Origin of the sequence: Gracilibacillus suaedae, from assembly GCF_017599345.1 — a bacterium.
In the GTDB taxonomy this organism is placed as follows: domain Bacteria; phylum Bacillota; class Bacilli; order Bacillales; family Amphibacillaceae; genus Gracilibacillus; species Gracilibacillus suaedae.
Map to the genome: position 1 here is coordinate 26,035 of NZ_JAGFVL010000044.1, position 17,342 is coordinate 43,376.

The following is a 17,342-nucleotide window of genomic DNA, read 5'->3' on the forward strand; positions in this document are numbered from 1 at the left end:
TATTTATATTATACCGAAAAAATTTTTTTCTACTAAGGGGATTGAGAAATAAAAAAACACTTAGTCGGAAATACCGCCTAAGTGAGAATCCATTCTTATTTAATTCGGGAATTCGAGATAGTCCATTAAGGAACGACGTCTCATCTCTTCTTCCATTAACTGTATAAATTCATAACTGAGTCTTAGTTCTGTAGCTTTTTTATAGGATTCAATTAGCAATTCATCCGATAAGTTTTCCAAGGCTTGTCCCTCCAATAGATAGGATGTCTGCTACATGTTATAGTTAATGTAGCATGAAATAGGAAAACGGACAACTGTTAACTTATCTACATCAACCTGTTTATAAGTTGTGTATAAATAGTGAGGAAATCTTCTGGAACTTGATAGGATAAGTGTGGATGATGTGAACAAAGTTATCCACAAGAAAAACTTTTGTAAGAAAATGTCGAACGATTTTACGAATACAGTTCAATTTTCCTATAATTATAAGGCATTTTGTCATAATATATGATATACTTTCGACTTTGTAGGAGATATCTTTGAACATAATTAGAAAATTGTTTATGATAGGAAAAGATATGAATATTCTGAAGAAAATAGTAGAGGTGGACCTAATTGCTGAAAAAATTTTTACCAAATGAACATGTGCAACGTGTTTTAGATATAACCCCAGCGAAACTTCGTGATATGGGAATTAAAGGTGTGATCACAGATTTAGATAATACATTAGTTGCATGGAATGTGAAAGATGCAACACCTGAAGTAATTGAGTGGTTTAAAGAGATGAAGGAAAACGATATAAAAGTAACGATTATTTCTAACAATGATGAAGAGCGAGTCAGTGTATTCTCAGAGCCGTTAGAAGCACCATATGTATATAGTGCGAGAAAACCGCTCGTCCGTGCATTTAATCGGACGGCCAAGCAAATGGGATTACCTAAAGAAGAAATTGTCGTAATCGGAGATCAGCTTTTGACCGATGTTCTAGGAGGAAATTTTGCAGGTTATCACACGATATTAGTAGTACCGATTGTCGAGACGGACGGAAAGATAACTAGATTTAACCGAATGATTGAACGTCGAATATTAAACTGGATGCGTAGAAAAGGCATGATCACGTGGGAGGAAAAATGATGGAGAAGGTTTTTTGTGAAGGCTGTGGAGCCGAAATTCAAACGGAAGATAAATCGAAATCAGGCTATGTGCCAATGAGCGCGTTAGAAAATGAACAGATTATTTGTCAGCGTTGCTTCCGTTTGAAGCATTATAATGAAGTGCAAGATGTGGAATATACCGATGATGATTATTTAAGAATGATTAACCAAATAAGTGATACCAATAGTTTAGTTGTTAAAATTGTTGATATTTTCGATTTTAATGGCAGTTTTATTACAGGATTACAGCGTTTGACCGGAAATAATCCAATCATACTTATTGGAAACAAGGTAGACCTTTTGCCAAAATCGACAAATAAAAACAAATTGATTCAATGGATGAAAAAAACTGCCAGCGATTATGGCTTGAAAGTGCAGGATGTCTTTCTTGTGTCAGCGGCTAAAGGGCAAGGCTTTGATAAGGTAGAGGAAGAAATCGAAGCGAGAAGAAACGAAAAAGATGTCTATGTGGTTGGTTGTACGAATGTTGGTAAGTCTACTTTTATTAACCAATTGATTAACCGATCCAGTGGAATAAAAGATGCGATCACTACCTCCTATTTTCCAGGAACTACGTTAGGGTTTATTCAAATACCATTGGATAGAAAATCTTACATGTACGATACACCTGGTGTTGTCAATCGCACACAACTTGTCCACTATGTTACAGATAAAGATTTAAAAGTGATTACACCTAAGAAGGAAATTAAGCCAAAAATATATCAGTTACAAGACAAGCAAACGCTCTTTTTCGGTGGTTTTGCTCGCTTCGATTTTGAAAAGGGACTTAAACAATCCTTTGTTTGTTATTTCTCGAATCAACTGATGATTCACCGCACGAAACTCGAACATGCAGATGATTTTTATGAAAAGCATGTCGGGGATTTATTAGAACCACCTAGTCCAGAGACACTTGAACAGCTGCCACCTTTAGAGAAACAAAGCGTGAAAATTTCAAAAGATAAAACAGATATCGTCATACCAGGTCTTGGTTGGATTACTGTACCTGAAGGAGGTATAACCGTTTCGGTTCATGTACCGAAAGGGGTACAGATCTCATTACGTCCTGCTTTAATTTAAGAGTAAAACTTATCAGGTGTAAGCGATAAAAAGGGAAGGGGAGAAGTCATGTTATATAAACTTGGATTGATCGGCCATCCAATTAGTCATTCACTTTCACCATGGATTCACCAACAATTTTTGGATTTAGCTGAATTAGATGGGGAATATAAATTATATGAAGGAGAACATGAAGCACTGCCAGGGGTATTAAAGCACCTGAAAGAAATCGGAATCGATGGCTTTAATGTGACCGTTCCATATAAACAGATCATAGTAGATTATTTGGATGAAATTGATAAAGATGCAGAAATTCTTCGTGCCGTAAATACGGTCGTTAATATCGATGGAAAGTGGAAAGGCTATAGTACAGATGGAGAAGGATATGTTCGCTCGCTAAAGGAGCCGTATCCTAACCTTTTAAATCATGAGACAACTGTGTTATTATTAGGTGCTGGTGGAGCGACACGTGGTATTTATCGGGCGTTAATGGGGCAGGGTGTGGCCACCATTGATATTGCCAATCGTTCTCAAGATAAAGCGAAAGACCTATTGTCATTACGCCTTGGTGATGTGAATTCTAACGTGTTAAGCTATCAAGAAGCAGAGCAACAGCTTGCGAAATATGATTTAATTGTTCAGACCACCTCTGTTGGAATGAAACCGAATGTAGAAGATCAAGTCATTCAACTTGATCATATAAATAAAGATGCGGTGGTAAGTGATATCGTCTACCAACCGATCACAACACAATTGTTACATGATGCAAGTGAGCGCGGTGCCAATATCCATCATGGGCATGCGATGCTGTTATATCAAGGACAATTAGCATTTGAAAAATGGACAGGAAAAAATCTTGATGTTGCACATTTAGTTGATAAACTGGAAAATAAATTAAGAGGTGAATAATTTGAAACTAACTGGAAAACAGAAGCGCTTTTTACGCGCAGAAGCACACCATTTGAACCCAATCTTTCAGGTAGGAAAAGATGGTGTCAATGACAACATGATTAAACAAATCGGCGAAGCATTGGAAAAACGTGAATTAATTAAAGTCTCCGTTCTGCAAAATTGTATGGAAGATAAAGACGATGTAGCAGAAGCGATTGCAGAAGGTACTGAAGCTTATATTGTGCAAATCATTGGAAATACGATTGTGTTATATAAAGAATCAGAAGAAAATAAAAAGATAAAGTTACCGTAAAAGAAGGTGGGAAGCTTGAAACGAATAGGTTTGTTTGGAGGTACGTTTGATCCACCTCATTATGGACATTTATTAATGGCGGAACAGGTCTATCAGCAATTAGATCTTGATGAGGTCTGGTTCATTCCGTCTTATCAACCGCCACATAAAGAAATGGCCAAAACAACAGCAAAAGAACGTGTCGAAATGACAAAAGCTGCTATTCATGGTCACCCTGCTTTCCAAGTTCAAACGTTGGAAGTGGAAAGGGAAGGTAAATCATATACATTAAATACAATTCAAACATTGAAAGAACAATTTCCTACTTATCAATTTTATTTTATTATTGGTGGCGATATGATCGAATATTTACCAAAGTGGCACCAAATTGAAGAATTGATGGAGTTAGTTACTTTTGTAGGTGTGGATCGTCCAGGCGCAACGACGAATACGTCATATCCTGTAGAAAAGGTTGAAATGCCCTTAATCGACATTTCTTCAACGATGATTCGTAAGTGCATCAGGGAAGGACAGTCGATCCGATATTTAACGACACCAGAAGTGATCGCAATTATTAATAAATACGAGTTATATTCATAAAATGTATTAATCCTTTTTCTAACAAAAAGGGAGAGTGTAGAAAATTGGAAAGAAAAGAAGCACTAAAAATAGTAGAAAGACAACTAACGAAAAAAAGGTACGAGCACACTGTACGTGTAATGGAGATGGCATTGGAACTAGCTAATCATTATGATGTCGACTTAAAGAAGGTGGAGCTTGCAGCTATTTTTCATGATTATGCCAAATATCGTCATCCAGAGGAAATGAAACGATGGATTATTGAAGAGAAATTACCTCAAGATCTTTTGGATTACCACCAAGAATTGTGGCACGGTCCTGTCGGAGCCAAGATGATTGAACGGGAAGTTGGTATTCGTGATCCAGAAATACAAAGTGCGATTTATTGGCATACTACAGGTAAACGGTATATGTCGCGTATAGATCAAGTGATATTTATTGCCGATTATATTGAACCGGGACGTGATTTTCCAGGAGTCGCAGAAGTAAGGGAAATCGTATTCGATGATATTGGTCAGGCATGCTGGATGGCAGCGCGTAATACGATTAGCTTTTTAATGAGTAAAAACCAATCGATTTATCCAGATACATTTCAATTATATAATGAAAAATTAGGGAGGAACATGAATGGAAAGTAAACAATTAGTTGATTTAGTAGCAAAAGCGTGTGATGATAAGCGAGCAGAGGATATTGTTTTATTAGATATGCAGAATGTTTCTTTAATTGCTGATTATTTTCTAATCTGTGAGGGGACCAATGAACGCCAAGTCCAAGCAATCGCACGTGAAGTAAAAGATATTGCGGATGAACAAAACATTGATGTGAAGCGAATGGAAGGATTCGAGCAAGCAAGATGGGTGCTAGTCGACTTGGGAGACCTTGTTTGTCACGTATTTCACCGCGATGAACGCCAATATTATAATATAGAAAAACTTTGGGGAGATGCTCCTCAGCTAGAAGTGAAATTATAAAATGGCATATTCCAAATTAGCATATATTTATGATGTATTGATGGATGATGCCCCATATGATCAATGGCAATCATTTGTCGAACATTTTTGTAAGCAAGGCAAGATGCTTGACCTTGGCTGTGGGACCGGGAGACTAAGTCATCAATTTGCGGATTCAGGTTTTTCCGTTACAGGTGTTGACTATTCAGAAGATATGCTTGCTTTTGCCCAGGCCAATACATCTGGCGTCCAATATATTAAACAAGATATTCGTCTATTACAAGGATTAACTGAATTTGACATCGTCGTGAGCCTCTGCGATGTGGTTAACTATATTACTACTACAGCTGACTTGGGAAAAGTATTTACAAATGTTAGGGAAAGTCTCGTAAACGACGGATTATTTATATTTGATGTCCACAGTTTAAACCATTTTAATGAGAATATGGTCGGACATACATTTGCTGAGATTTATGATGATATTTCATATGTTTGGTTTTGTGAACAAGGCGGAGAAACTGGAAGTGTCGAACATGATCTTACCTTTTTTCTGTTGAATGAAGAGACTGGTCAATACGAACGCTTTGATGAACAACATTATCAACGAACTTTCACTATTGAAACATACAAAGAATTACTTGAAAAAGCGGGTTTTCACTCTGTCACGGTTCATGGAGATTTTTCAGTCGAACAAGCAGAAGATCCCGAAGAGAACCAACGCATCTTTTTTGTATGTAAGAAGAGATAAGCCACATTTGGTTTATCTTTTTTCTTAACGCTAAAGGAATCGAAACGGTCGGCCTTCGCTATAATTTTTTTCTACAACGCATAACAGAAAAAGCATATTGATTTTAATAACCCCTATTAGTGATTTCCTTTACCATACTTTGTACTTTCACAGGGATAATAACCTATGCCACCTAGTCTGGCAAATGTTGTAGCACATGCATATAGCGTAGGTCGCCCACTTCCACTCGAGGCTACCGAAAAACATATTATGGAAATTATATCTCCCACTTTGATGGCTATAAATGCATATTAAAAGGGGAGTATTCTCCACTTTTTTATGCTATTTCCGTTAAAATTTAGGATTACATTTTCAATGTTTAAAAATTAGTGGGGCTTTTCAGTAGGCTCCTTCCACTCCTGTGGGAATCGTTTGGTCTGAAGATCCACTGTTTCGAGCGATTTTTGCTCGAAACAGTTAGCTGAAGGGCAAACCTCATGGAAAGGGAAGTGGGCAGCCGGAGTGGTGGTCAGACAGCCTATATATTTCTTAATGGTCACTAGAGGAGTCAGATCTACTTAGCATATAGTGATAATAACTGAGCGGTTTTTTGCTCAGTTTATCTTATAAGCCAACGGTATCACAGCTTTTAGACAAGAAAGGTAGGAAAAGGTTGATGCAAAGCCGGTGGTCATACTGTCCATATATTTCACCAAAAGCATTCAATCCTCCACTAATTTTGTTGCATCATAGTTCAATCATTTGACGTTTATTACCAATATCCGTTATTTTTACTATGTGCATGAAAGTAAAACATGCCAATTACTTTCTAAAGGAGGAAAAAATAATGTCCAAACATATTTTAATAGTAGTTACAAATCACACAACCATTACAGATGATCATAAAACAGGATTATGGTTAGAAGAATTTGCTGTTCCATATTTAGTATTTAAAGAAAAAGGTTATGACATCACAGTAACCAGTATGGAAGGTGGAGAAGTTGCCTTAGACCCTAACAGTATCGAAGATAAGCCAGAATGGAAAGAAGCAGAGGAAGAATTAAAATCAACAACCAAATTAACTGAAGAACATGCCATTGGTTATGATGCAGTATTCTTGCCAGGTGGTCATGGTACGATGTTCGATTTTCCTGATAATGAAACACTACAATATGTATTACAACAATTCGCTGAAGATGATCGTGTTATCGGCTCTGTCTGCCACGGTCCAGCAGGAATTGTGAATGTTACTTATAAAGATGGTACACCACTAGTGAAAGGTAAGAAAGTTACGGCATTTACAAATAGTGAAGAAATGGAAATGCAATTAGAACAACATATGCCATTCTTATTAGAAAGTAAAATCCGTGAAAAAGGAGCCGAGTTTCAACAGGATGAAAACTGGTCTGACTTTTCTGTACGTGATGGTAACTTAGTTACGGGTCAAAACCCACAATCAAGTCGTAGTACTGCTGAAAAAGTAATTGAGGCACTGGAAGCATAAATTTTAAAAGGGGAGAGTTACTTAACTCTCCCTATTCCTTGTAATTATGTGTAAGTGCTAACGAAATGAATAAGGTGCTACATGAAGTCGATGTCATTAGGGAATCATCGCATTCGAGAAATATGTTACACCAAAAGGGATTGTATGGAAAACAGCAGATTCTGCATTTGAAAACATGGAGTTATTATATGCCTAAACCATTCTTGGACTGACAAACAGTAGATAACAAGAATGGGTACATACAGGTGTTCATGCATTATTTCTGCTTGCTATGGAAAAACTACTCATTTAATCAAGATATTAGGTGATTTTTCAACAGCTAGACGTGGCAGATTCACTTTCTTTCATATCCAGAATCTTTAAGTTTGGTAGATTGAGCATATTTGTCATATATCCCGTACCTTTCATAAATAGTTCATCAGTTTTCAAGAGATCAAACCGATTCAGTTTATTCCTTTTGTTGGGTCTTATCTATAAATAATAATACGTAGAAACCTTGTCCCGTAAGAATAATCAGCCATATGATAGTAATAAATATCCCCGTTTCTTCGTGATAAACCCATATTTTACCTTCCTGAATAGATTGTTTAATACCAGAAAAAAATTGTGGTGAAGATTCCATCCTTATCAACACATTAATAAGGATGTGAGCTATTATAAACAACGTTAAATGTTTAACAAAATCCTTGCGAGTACCCATTTCTTTAGCTAAACTCTAATCCATAAATAAGTCCGATACCTAACACGAAGTAAAAGCCTGCAACTGTTAAAAGATATATAAAAATCCGTAAAGGTGCAAAGTTGGTTTTAGAAAGCAATAAGTAAATGGTAATTACAATTGATGCGAAACTTAGGCTGTCTAAAAGAGCTAATCCAGTTATAACGATCCACATAGTTACTACTTCATGATTATGTCATATAGCTATTTATAACATTAACATTAACGTATAGGTCAAGTGAAAATAAATACAATATAAAAAAATTCATTAAAAAAGTAATACCATGCGACAATTTTGAAATGTTGTTTTAGGATAAGTTTTAAAGAAAGATTTCTTAGTGAGGCATTTGTGAAAGATTAAGTGAATTCCACACTATTATCCGATTTTCAATAAGATAAACTTTATCTATTTATTTGGAGGGGTCTACACGATAATCCGAATACCTGAAATTATAAACTAAATAATCCAGCTCTTTCCGTAAAGGCCAGAGCTGGATTTCATTATGGATTTAAGACAACCTTTATACAATTATCTTTCTTTTGATTAAAGATTTCGTATCCGTAAGCAGCTTCTTCTAACGCAAGCTCATGTGTTATCATGGTTGTTGGATCAATTTCACCATTAACAATTTGTTTGTAGATTGGTTCCATTAAAGATCTTGCATGAGCTTGTCCCATTTTGAGTTGAACATTTCTTGAAAAAAATGCGCCTAAAGGGAAGAGGTTGTAATTGCCTCCATACACCCCTGTAATTTGGTAGGTTCCACATTTCTTGACAGCCTTTGTCGCGATTTGAATAGGGCCAAGTGTACCACCTTGTAGCTTTAATTTTTGCTCGACAAACTCTAAAGGCGATTTTTTCCCATCCATACCGACACAATCAATTACAACATCGGCACCACCTTTTGTCACTTCTTTTAATGTCTCACCCATATCATCATATTCCGTAAAATTGAATACTTCTGTTTGATGATACTTTTTAGCATGCTCTAATCTGTAAGGAATATAATCAACTGCAATGACACGTTCTGCCCCTTTTTGCCAGGCAAATTGTTGTGTCATCAATCCTACTGGACCACACCCGAGAACAATTACGGTATCGCCAGCTTTTACTTCAGCATTTTCAACACTCCAGCGGGCAGTCGGTAATACGTCAGATAAGAATAAAAGAGAGGAGTCTTCTAATTCACAATCCTCTGGTACCAGAAAGGGAGTATAATTACCATAGGGTACACGTAAATATTCTGCTTGTCCTCCCGGATAATTACCAAACTTCTCAGAGTATCCTAAATATCCTCCAGAGTCATAGTGCGGATTTGCGTTGTCACATTGGCTTTCATGAAGGGATTCACAATAAGGGCATTTACCACAGGCAACGGTAAATGGTATAACTACACGGTCCCCTTTTTTAACTTTTGTTACGTCGGGACCTACCTCTTCAACAATCCCCATTGGTTCGTGTCCAATCTGATAACCGATAGGTAGGGGGAAATTCCCTTGATATAAGTGTAGATCCGAACCACATATAGCTGTCGAAGTAATTCTAACAATAACATCCTCTGGTTGTTGAATATCTGGAAAAGAGACGTCTTTTACTGCTATTGAATATTTCCCTTGGTATGTAACAGCCTTCATTAAACTTCACCGCCTTTGTTAATTATCTTTTAGGATTCCAACACAGATCCAAGTTATACATCAAACCAAAAGAATGACCCTTTACCAATGCATTAAAAATGGGATGTAAACTTAGTAAAACAAATCATGTTGTGTATTACATTATTAAATAATTTGAATTATGACAAAAATAGTGCCTATTATCATGGTAAAATAGTCTTATGAAATTTACATACCAATAAAAAAGGAAGTGCTTTATGGGCAAACTAAGTAATTGTCTCAGTATGATTCAAATTTTAATGGCAAGACCGAAAGTAAAAATTGACGATTTAGCAGCAGAACTTGAAGTGAAACCTCGTATGATTCGCGTCTATCGTGATGAACTCGAGAAAGCAGGTATTTATATCGAAAGTGTACGAGGGGTGAACGGCGGTTATTCACTAGACAGGCGGGCGATTCTACCAATACGGAACTTCAATTCGACAGAGGTACAAGAACTGCAAATCGCAATTAAATCCTATCTTTCCAAACAACCAGATCATGATAGTACGCTCGATAACGCATTAGAAAAAATCAAAGCAGCACAGCGTGATCAATCGTTAAGCAGCAAGCATTTCTATTTTGCCAATGACTATTTAATTAATGCTGAAGTGGGTAATGAATCACAACATTATAAAAGATTGTACCAAGCATTTAATCATCGAAAAAAAGCGATGATTACATATGAAGCGGCATCGACAAATAGTGTAACGAAAAGAATGATACATCCTTATGCCTTTGTCGTTTATGATGAAAATATTTATTGTGTTGCATATTGTGAACAGAAAGAAGCGCTACGTACTTTTAAAATTATTCGTATTCATGAGGTAGTATTAGTGGATCAAAGTTTCTACCTACCTGAGAATTTTGATATAAGAAAACAATTTCCGCACTTGGGATTTATTCATCAGCCGCAAGAAGTGGAATTAATCATTGATACACCTTTCTCTAACCAAGTGAAAGAATCCATTTACAGCACCGATCAAATGATTGAGGAATTACCTGATAATGCGATTCGATTTAAAGCGACTTTAAATGGTGAACAATCGATTAAGAAATGGATTTTAGGGATGGGGACAAAAGCAAGAGTAATAGCACCTGAGCATTTGAAGAAAGAAATTCAGTTAGAAGTTGAACAAATGTTACAGAATTATCAAAAAAATAGTTAGAGTTTAAAACGAATCTGAGACATAACTAAACAGGAAGAATGTGAATCGGAACAAATTTTATCTAGCTTAGGTAAAATACGCAGACTCTGTGCGATCACACATGCTAAAGCCGTATCCACGGTATAGAGGATACACTGTGAAAGCAAAGTGTTTTGTCCAAGCGGTATCTGTACTCAAATATAAATGTTCAAATTTTTCTTCCAACTGACATTCTTATTGCCTCTTTATTCTCTATAATCAAGTTTGTAATTAATCAATACGTTTCAATTAAAGGGGGCGAAGTACTTTGTTTGGGAAAATTATTTTCTCGCGCTCAGCATGTTATGAAAGTTGTCCTGAATTTGATGTGATTGTAAATAGTAATGGTGTGGCCAAATGGTTCGGGAGTATGCACGTATATCATGGTGGTGAGGAAGTGTTCTGTATTGATCAGGGACGCTTAAAGCAATTATTTGAAAAACTACAGTCAATAGATTTTCGTCATTTTATTTATCCATCTGCTACTATAATTGCAACGGATCAACCATACTGTACGATCTGGGTAAAGTATGAGGACGGATTCGTAAAAGAGGTGGAACATTATTTGGGAGATAGTGCAGAGAAAGGTTCGAAAGCAAAACAAGATTTGCACAAACTTGAAAAGTTAGAAAATGAAATCGAGTTGCTTCTTGGTTTGAAAAAGTTTATTGAATGTCCAAGTTAACTAGATTTTGGTGAAAGTTTAGAATCAAGTGGTCACCAATATGGTGGTCTCTTTTTTTGCAAGAATAAAGTATATGACGATAAGCTTATTCTTTCAGATCTCTGAATATCTTAAGACTATTCAGATAATTAGGAATTCATGCTAAAACCAGTTATCATAAAAATATAAACAACCTTGTCTAAGTGAAGGGAAGAAGTGATGTCGGTTTTCGCTATAGATGCATGGAGAGGAGTAATAGGACTTAACAAGTCTGTTTTTCAGTGAATAATAGAAGCTGAAAAAAGGAAATACACTTCCATGAAAAAAACATTTACTTCATGAAACATGGGGAATGAAAATACAATACTTGGTAGAGGGATTAGGTGCTGGTTCAACTGTTAATGATATCTTAAACGAAGATTCCACTTTGCTTCAAGGAGGGCATGCCTTGTGTACGAGGAAGTAGGACGTTGTGCAGAATGTGATGAAACGATTTATTGTAAAGATGGCTTTTTAGATGGTGTTCATCATAATGGTAAAGTTTATTGTTGGCAATGTGATCATATAAGTAATATGCAAAAGTTAGAGAATGAAGAGGAGTAAACCAATAACCATCCGTTCAAATATTTTACACATACTCTTAATATTTATTCGTAAGAAAAAGAGCATTCTCAAGGTGCGGGAATGTTCTCTTTTTGAGAGAAGCCCAATCGAGCATGTACAATTGAAACCTTTGGTAATACGAGTCGTTAGGTGTTATGAAATGAAACAATTTCCTAAAGAGATTCAATTCTGTGACACATGGAGAAGCTATCAAAAAAATGTAGTGGGAAAGGGGGAGCTGATGGTATTTCCTCCTTTCCTAAATGTATGATTTCAGGAGAGTTTTATATGAATCTTTAATATGTATCTTTTTGTTCCGTATAAACTTTTAGCTCATAATCTTTATCTCTGACCGTAGCAAACAGTATCTTCTCAATTTGATCATATCCTTGAGAAGTAAGTTCTTCTCGCAACCAGTCTTCATCTTTATCCATAATGGTTAAATTATTATGTTGTATTTCGCCTTCCATAACGACTATAATTGGTAAGCCTCGATCTTCTGTATTTATTCCTAGGTGATAAGGTGTTAAATATACCTTGTTTTTTTTGGGTAGGATACTAATCTTTCCATTTGGTTCAAGAATCGCGTAATCCACTTCACTAATATCAAAAAATCCAGCGTTACGAATAGTTGCTAGTAGTTCTAATATGGTAAAATGACTTTTTCGTAAACTATCAATATTTATTTTACCATCTCTGACTAAAAAAGTTGGTTCTCCAATAAGAAGTCTATCCAACTTATTCCAAAGACTCAATTTTGAAATAATTAAATATAGTACGATGATTGTAATGCCTCCAACTATACCTTGGGTGATACCATCAACCTTTAATGAACCAAAAAGTATATATGCCAAAAAAAATAATGCTCCAAAATCATGTGGTGTAAGCTGTGCTAATGCAATTTTTCCTAAAATTCGAATAGCGACAACATAAATAATAAATAGGATGATTATCTGACCAATAAATAAAAGCAAAATGAATGACACCCTTTATGTTAAAAATCTTAGATTATTACTTCAATAATAGTGTGTAATAAAATTGGAGACTCATACGTTATATTTCAACATGTAATTTCAAGTCTCACTTTATAATTTTGCCTGTTCTTTGTAACATTAGCAGATAAATTGAATATTTTAGTTATGAATAACATCATAGGAGTGATAGCATGTATCAAGAGAGACCACATCATTATAATAATCCATACCATCAACAACCTTATGGTCAAATGATGGAGCCCCAACAAATGGATTATCATCATTATCAAAAGCAGATGTATGAAATGTGTAAAAACTACCAGCTGTATTTTATGCAATTTCAAACAACAGAAGGGGAAACATTCGAGGGAATTATCGAAGAATTGGATGATGACGGTGTAATCATACTCATTCCAGTTGGAGATACGGAAAGAGGAGATGAAGCAGAACGGCAATACGGTTTTGGTTATGGATATTTTCCTAGAAGATTTCGTAGGTTTAGACGACGTAGACTTCCATTTTTCCTATTACGCAGTTTGTTTTTTCCATATTATTATTAGTTCTTTCTTTATTTTGAACCATTTACAAAAAAAGGATAAGAATGCCTCTGTCATTGTTGATAAGAGGCATTTTTATATTTTAAAACATAATTGAAATAGCAGTACAGCGGATTCGGTTAAAAGTAAAAATGGTACTTATGTTGATAATATATGCAGCTATATTTAATATGAATGGGTGAATGAAGATGGAATAAAGTCTATTTTTATCTGCTACAGACACTAACGTGAGAAATTTGTATGCAAATAAAGGAATACACCTTTATTTATGGTGTTGAGATGAATACTCTCTATGGAAAAGAGAATAGAAAGTTATCTCTGTTTCCATTTCTCCTTTCCCGCAATTATTGCAAAAATAATCAAGAATAGCGCGCTAATTAAATAGAAAAAGCTTACAGATGGTACAGATTGGATAAATAATCCACCGACTGATGGACCTATCAAGCTGCCAAAGCTGAAAAATACACCGCATAACAGGTTACCCGTTGGTAATAATTCTGTTGGTGTTAAGTCTGTCATATAAGTAATTCCTAAAGAAAACATTGATCCAACAAACATTCCAACTAAAAATAAACAAATAAATAAGCCATAGAAAGACTGCTCTAATAATCCCGCTGCGGAAAAACATATAAATCCTAACTGAAGCACTGCTGTTAATACTTTTCTTCGTCCAAATTTGTCACTCAACATCCCGAGGGGCAGTTGAAAGATGATAGCTCCGATTGCAAACGCGAATAACAATGCTGATACATTTTCTACTTCAATACCAATTCGAAGCGCATATACAGGAAAGTTTCCATTTAGTGATGTTTCTAAAAAACCATAAGCAAAAGGTGGCAAAAAAGCAACCCATGCATATTTCCAAGCTTGTGCAAAACGTTTGAACGTATTTTTGAAAGTGCTCATGCGCATATCCTGTTCCGGCAATTCATTTCTAAGTGCAAATAAGAACAACCAGCCAATAAGACTTAATCCAGATGCAAGTACGAATGGCAAGCTTTCGTTAATATTTACTAGGGGGACCATTAATGGTCCGACGGCAAATCCAATCCCGAAAAATAAACCATAGACGGCAATGTTTCTCCCCCGTTTCTGTTCCGGAGAAAATGCGGTGATCCATGTCTGTGCACCGAAATTAAGTGCATGGTCACCGATTCCGATCAATAAACGTAATAAAAACCAAAACCAAAAGGAGTGCCACAAAGGAAACAGTGCTAACGAAACCAGGACGAGCAGTCCACCAGCTATAATTAATGGCTTGTATCCGAATTTTCTTAACGGTTGTTCCATAAATGGGGAAGCTAACAGGATTCCGATATATAATCCCGTTGCATGTAACCCGTTTAAAAAGGAAGACACACCGCTACTTTCAAAAATTACTGCAATTAATGGCAAAAGCATACCTTGACTAAAACCAGAAACAGCGACAATGCAAACTAAAATCCAAAAACGAAATCGATTTTTCAACATAATAATCCAATCACCTTCTTTCTATACAGATAAATATCGTACACTAAATAAAAACATAATAGAAACAATTTGTTTGAAGTATGAACTCCCTACTAACTCTTAGCGAAAGTTATCAAGGTGATTTAGCTTCCGTGTATAAATGGAAGCTTGAAGAGGGGGCTTACAGCCGATTAGCACCGTTATAAATATAAAAAGACTCCCATTCATTTTATTTTTAATTATTACGAATAGTGATTTTCGAATGATTGGGAGATTTTATATGATAAATCCGTTATTTTTAACATCGATATTATATACATTTTGAAGAATGAAAAAAATAAATCTTTCTATAAATTATTCAATATTCAAAACTGGAATTGAATGAAAAGCTGTTGTATCATGTACATATTGTAAATTATAGGAAAGTAAGAGGCGATAGAATGAGAGACGTTGGACTGGTGTTAGAAGGTGGAGGAAGCAGAGGAGTTTATACAGGGGGAGTGCTACAATATTTAATGGAACAGGAGATTTACATACCTTATGTGATCGGCGTTTCAGCGGGAGCTTGTAATGGCTCATCCTATATTTCTCGTCAAAAAGAACGAAATAAAACAGTTAATATAGATTATGTCGGCCACCCTGAATATTTATCATTCCGAAATTGGGTAAAAAAACGGGAAGTATTCGGAATGGATTTTTTGTTTGATACGTTACCTAATGATTTGGTTCCATTTGATTATGAAACATTTAATAAAGCAACGGAAGAATTCGTGGTAGGTGTAACAGATTGTAAAACGGGAGATCCATTATTTTATCATAAATCAGGTTATGCGAATGATATGCTTACACTTCTTCGTGCATCAAGCTCTCTGCCGATGGTAGCACCTATTGTACATTATGATAACCTTGCTTTAATGGATGGTGGTATTTCAGCACCACTTCCTATTAAGCAATCTGAGAAAGATGGAAATAGAAAAAATGTAGTGATTTTAACGAGAAATAGAGGTTACTATAAAAAACCGCAATCATCATTCAGTTGGTACATAAAACGGAAGTACCGTGACTACCCAGGGTTATTGAAAGCCTTGGAAGAAAGACACATAGTATATAATGACACATTAAACTATTTGTATGAAGAAGAGAAAAAGGGAAATGTCTTTATCATTTCTCCGACAGAGAAATTAACTGTCGGCCGCGTTGAAAAGAACAAGAAGAAGTTAATGGATTTATATCAAAAAGGCTATGAAGATGTAAAAAAACTTGGAGAAGATTTAAAAAGATTTTTAGCAAGCTGAAGATTATTCGTTCATTCTCAATATAATACGGAAGAAGATCTTCTTCCTTTTGTGAAAAAAGCACACACATTTTGGCGAAGGATTTCTGCGTAATGCAGTGCAGTCAATAGAAGACTCAGAAGAAATGTAAGAAAAACCGGCAAACCTCGCCGGTCCATCATTAAATGAGAAGTAGATGTCGATTACTTTGTAAGTAACGATGAAATATTTAAACAGCTTGGCCACCACTCCGGCTGCCCTTTTCCCTTACTTATAAAAAAGAGCTGTCGACAAGTCATAAAAACTTGTTGGCAGCTCTTTTGCTAATTATTCTACGTAATCCTCATCCATATAAACAACTTCCCAAATATGACCATCTAAATCCTGAAAGCTCCAACCATACATAAAGCCATGATCTTGTTTTTCATTTGCGTGGCTTCCGCCAGCTTCTATAGCCTTATTCACCATTTCATTTACTTGCTCCGGGCTTTCAGCAGATAAAGCAATTAATACTTCTGTTGCTTTTGTTGCATCAACAATGTCCTTATTAGTAAACGTTTGAAAACGACTTTCTTCTAACAACATCACAAAGATATTATCACTAACAATCATGCATGTTGTTGTCTTATCTGTGAATTGTTGGTTAAACTCAAAACCTAACGTACTAAAGAATTCAACGGACTTTTTTAAATTCTTAATTGGTAAGTTTACGAAAATGTTGCTAGATCTAAAACTCAATTCCTTCACCTCTTTATCATTTGTTTCTTTCATATTACTTTAAATGATAAAAAGATATTTCTTATATTTTGCTGTATTTTGGGCTAAATTGGATTCAGTAAGTAGAAATGACAACTTGTTTCTTTGCCATCAAGATACATAAATCAAATTAGGTATGAAAGGATAAGCATGTATGTTCTTGCTAAGTGCTGTATGGTACAATAAAGTTGGATAATGTTCTTTTAGGGAAGGTCGGCTAATCTCCGGGGAAGGGGGTGATGCCTCTGGGTATGTATGAAAGTTTCATGGTGCTGTTTAGTTTTGGAACTTTCTTGATAGCATTACTCGCTTTGATCGTTTCTATGATCAAACGAAAATAGACCTCCCTA

Annotated in this window: 20 protein-coding genes; 15 read left to right on the plus strand and 5 right to left on the minus strand. The window is 35.6% G+C overall.

Annotation, left to right across the window (positions count from 1 at the left end; translation table 11 throughout):
• Positions 1-99: 99 nt before the first annotated feature.
• On the minus strand, positions 100-240 hold the full coding sequence (gene sda, locus J5J03_RS13035) for a sporulation histidine kinase inhibitor Sda (RefSeq protein ID WP_208590095.1): 141 nt from the start codon (positions 238-240) through the stop codon (positions 100-102).
• 375 nt (positions 241-615) lie between these two features.
• On the opposite strand from sda, the gene J5J03_RS13040 reads away from it, so the two are divergent.
• The 9 genes from J5J03_RS13040 (at position 616) to J5J03_RS13080 (ending at position 7,157) form a co-directional block, all read left to right on the plus strand.
• On the plus strand, positions 616-1,134 hold the full coding sequence (locus J5J03_RS13040) for a YqeG family HAD IIIA-type phosphatase (RefSeq protein WP_208590096.1): 519 nt from the start codon (positions 616-618) through the stop codon (positions 1,132-1,134).
• Entirely contained in the window at positions 1,134-2,234 is a 1,101-nt protein-coding gene (gene yqeH / locus J5J03_RS13045; RefSeq protein ID WP_208590098.1) for a ribosome biogenesis GTPase YqeH, read from the plus strand. The genes J5J03_RS13040 and yqeH overlap by 1 nt, the downstream gene beginning before the upstream one ends.
• A 48-nt stretch (positions 2,235-2,282) precedes the next feature.
• On the plus strand, positions 2,283-3,122 hold the full coding sequence (gene aroE / locus J5J03_RS13050; protein ID WP_208590100.1) for a shikimate dehydrogenase: 840 nt from the start codon (positions 2,283-2,285) through the stop codon (positions 3,120-3,122).
• A gap of 1 nt (position 3,123) precedes the next feature.
• Positions 3,124-3,417 carry a ribosome assembly RNA-binding protein YhbY gene (gene yhbY, locus J5J03_RS13055; protein ID WP_208590102.1) on the plus strand — a complete coding sequence of 98 codons (294 nt, stop codon included), beginning with the start codon at positions 3,124-3,126 and terminating at the stop codon, positions 3,415-3,417.
• Between the two features lie 15 nt (positions 3,418-3,432).
• Positions 3,433-3,996 carry a nicotinate-nucleotide adenylyltransferase gene (locus J5J03_RS13060; RefSeq protein ID WP_208590103.1) on the plus strand — a complete coding sequence of 188 codons (564 nt, stop codon included), beginning with the start codon at positions 3,433-3,435 and terminating at the stop codon, positions 3,994-3,996.
• A gap of 44 nt (positions 3,997-4,040) precedes the next feature.
• On the plus strand, positions 4,041-4,613 hold the full coding sequence (gene yqeK / locus J5J03_RS13065; protein ID WP_208590104.1) for a bis(5'-nucleosyl)-tetraphosphatase (symmetrical) YqeK: 573 nt from the start codon (positions 4,041-4,043) through the stop codon (positions 4,611-4,613).
• A complete protein-coding gene (gene rsfS, locus J5J03_RS13070) occupies positions 4,603-4,947 on the plus strand; it encodes a ribosome silencing factor (protein WP_153835071.1) in 345 nt (114 codons plus the stop codon). The genes yqeK and rsfS overlap by 11 nt, the downstream gene beginning before the upstream one ends.
• 1 nt (position 4,948) lies before the next feature.
• Entirely contained in the window at positions 4,949-5,674 is a 726-nt protein-coding gene (locus J5J03_RS13075) for a class I SAM-dependent DNA methyltransferase (protein ID WP_208590105.1), read from the plus strand.
• Positions 5,675-6,500: 826 nt separating this feature from the next.
• Positions 6,501-7,157, plus strand: coding sequence for a type 1 glutamine amidotransferase domain-containing protein (locus J5J03_RS13080; protein ID WP_208590106.1), 657 nt, complete (start codon positions 6,501-6,503; stop codon positions 7,155-7,157).
• Positions 7,158-8,376: 1,219 nt separating this feature from the next.
• Here J5J03_RS13080 and J5J03_RS13090 read toward each other — a convergent pair.
• The gene (locus J5J03_RS13090; protein WP_208590109.1) at positions 8,377-9,510 is read right to left on the minus strand and encodes a zinc-dependent alcohol dehydrogenase; all 1,134 of its coding nucleotides are present in this window, start codon (positions 9,508-9,510) and stop codon (positions 8,377-8,379) included.
• Between the two features lie 236 nt (positions 9,511-9,746).
• On the opposite strand from J5J03_RS13090, the gene J5J03_RS13095 reads away from it, so the two are divergent.
• From J5J03_RS13095 to J5J03_RS13105, 3 genes are all read left to right on the plus strand, one after another.
• A complete protein-coding gene (locus J5J03_RS13095; protein ID WP_208590110.1) occupies positions 9,747-10,697 on the plus strand; it encodes a helix-turn-helix transcriptional regulator in 951 nt (316 codons plus the stop codon).
• A gap of 286 nt (positions 10,698-10,983) precedes the next feature.
• A complete protein-coding gene (locus J5J03_RS13100; RefSeq protein WP_208590111.1) occupies positions 10,984-11,400 on the plus strand; it encodes a DUF6438 domain-containing protein in 417 nt (138 codons plus the stop codon).
• A gap of 429 nt (positions 11,401-11,829) precedes the next feature.
• Positions 11,830-11,982 carry a hypothetical protein gene (locus J5J03_RS13105; RefSeq protein WP_208590112.1) on the plus strand — a complete coding sequence of 51 codons (153 nt, stop codon included), beginning with the start codon at positions 11,830-11,832 and terminating at the stop codon, positions 11,980-11,982.
• A gap of 296 nt (positions 11,983-12,278) precedes the next feature.
• Here J5J03_RS13105 and J5J03_RS13110 read toward each other — a convergent pair whose 3' ends face one another.
• On the minus strand, positions 12,279-12,956 hold the full coding sequence (locus J5J03_RS13110) for a DUF421 domain-containing protein (protein WP_208590114.1): 678 nt from the start codon (positions 12,954-12,956) through the stop codon (positions 12,279-12,281).
• Between the two features lie 191 nt (positions 12,957-13,147).
• On the opposite strand from J5J03_RS13110, the gene J5J03_RS13115 reads away from it, so the two are divergent.
• Positions 13,148-13,516: a hypothetical protein gene (locus tag J5J03_RS13115; protein ID WP_208590116.1), complete on the plus strand. Its 369-nt coding sequence runs from the start codon at positions 13,148-13,150 to the stop codon at positions 13,514-13,516.
• A 309-nt stretch (positions 13,517-13,825) separates the two neighbouring features.
• Here J5J03_RS13115 and J5J03_RS13120 read toward each other — a convergent pair whose 3' ends face one another.
• Positions 13,826-14,983: an MFS transporter gene (locus tag J5J03_RS13120; protein ID WP_208590118.1), complete on the minus strand. Its 1,158-nt coding sequence runs from the start codon at positions 14,981-14,983 to the stop codon at positions 13,826-13,828.
• 419 nt (positions 14,984-15,402) lie between these two features.
• On the opposite strand from J5J03_RS13120, the gene J5J03_RS13125 reads away from it, so the two are divergent.
• On the plus strand, positions 15,403-16,257 hold the full coding sequence (locus tag J5J03_RS13125) for a patatin-like phospholipase family protein (RefSeq protein WP_208590120.1): 855 nt from the start codon (positions 15,403-15,405) through the stop codon (positions 16,255-16,257).
• A gap of 306 nt (positions 16,258-16,563) precedes the next feature.
• Here J5J03_RS13125 and J5J03_RS13130 read toward each other — a convergent pair whose 3' ends face one another.
• The gene (locus J5J03_RS13130) at positions 16,564-16,974 is read right to left on the minus strand and encodes a VOC family protein (protein ID WP_231710740.1); all 411 of its coding nucleotides are present in this window, start codon (positions 16,972-16,974) and stop codon (positions 16,564-16,566) included.
• Between the two features lie 269 nt (positions 16,975-17,243).
• Here J5J03_RS13130 and J5J03_RS13135 point away from each other — a divergent pair, with 269 nt between their 5' ends.
• Entirely contained in the window at positions 17,244-17,333 is a 90-nt protein-coding gene (locus J5J03_RS13135) for a putative holin-like toxin (protein ID WP_331460492.1), read from the plus strand.
• Positions 17,334-17,342 lie beyond the last annotated feature (9 nt).

What these genes read in the sequence shown, in the direction of transcription:
- yqeH (WP_208590098.1), top strand. Translation starts at nt 1,134, where the DNA reads ATGGAGAAGGTTTTTTGTGAAGGCTGTGGAGCCGAAATTCAAACGGAA.
- aroE (WP_208590100.1), top strand. Translation starts at nt 2,283, where the DNA reads ATGTTATATAAACTTGGATTGATCGGCCATCCAATTAGTCATTCACTT.
- rsfS (WP_153835071.1), top strand. Translation starts at nt 4,603, where the DNA reads ATGGAAAGTAAACAATTAGTTGATTTAGTAGCAAAAGCGTGTGATGAT.
- J5J03_RS13075 (WP_208590105.1), top strand. Translation starts at nt 4,949, where the DNA reads ATGGCATATTCCAAATTAGCATATATTTATGATGTATTGATGGATGAT.
- J5J03_RS13080 (WP_208590106.1), top strand. Translation starts at nt 6,501, where the DNA reads ATGTCCAAACATATTTTAATAGTAGTTACAAATCACACAACCATTACA.
- J5J03_RS13090 (WP_208590109.1), bottom strand. Translation starts at nt 9,510, where the DNA reads ATGAAGGCTGTTACATACCAAGGGAAATATTCAATAGCAGTAAAAGAC.
- J5J03_RS13095 (WP_208590110.1), top strand. Translation starts at nt 9,747, where the DNA reads ATGGGCAAACTAAGTAATTGTCTCAGTATGATTCAAATTTTAATGGCA.
- J5J03_RS13115 (WP_208590116.1), top strand. Translation starts at nt 13,148, where the DNA reads ATGTATCAAGAGAGACCACATCATTATAATAATCCATACCATCAACAA.
- J5J03_RS13120 (WP_208590118.1), bottom strand. Translation starts at nt 14,983, where the DNA reads ATGTTGAAAAATCGATTTCGTTTTTGGATTTTAGTTTGCATTGTCGCT.
- J5J03_RS13125 (WP_208590120.1), top strand. Translation starts at nt 15,403, where the DNA reads ATGAGAGACGTTGGACTGGTGTTAGAAGGTGGAGGAAGCAGAGGAGTT.
- J5J03_RS13135 (WP_331460492.1), top strand. Translation starts at nt 17,244, where the DNA reads ATGTATGAAAGTTTCATGGTGCTGTTTAGTTTTGGAACTTTCTTGATA.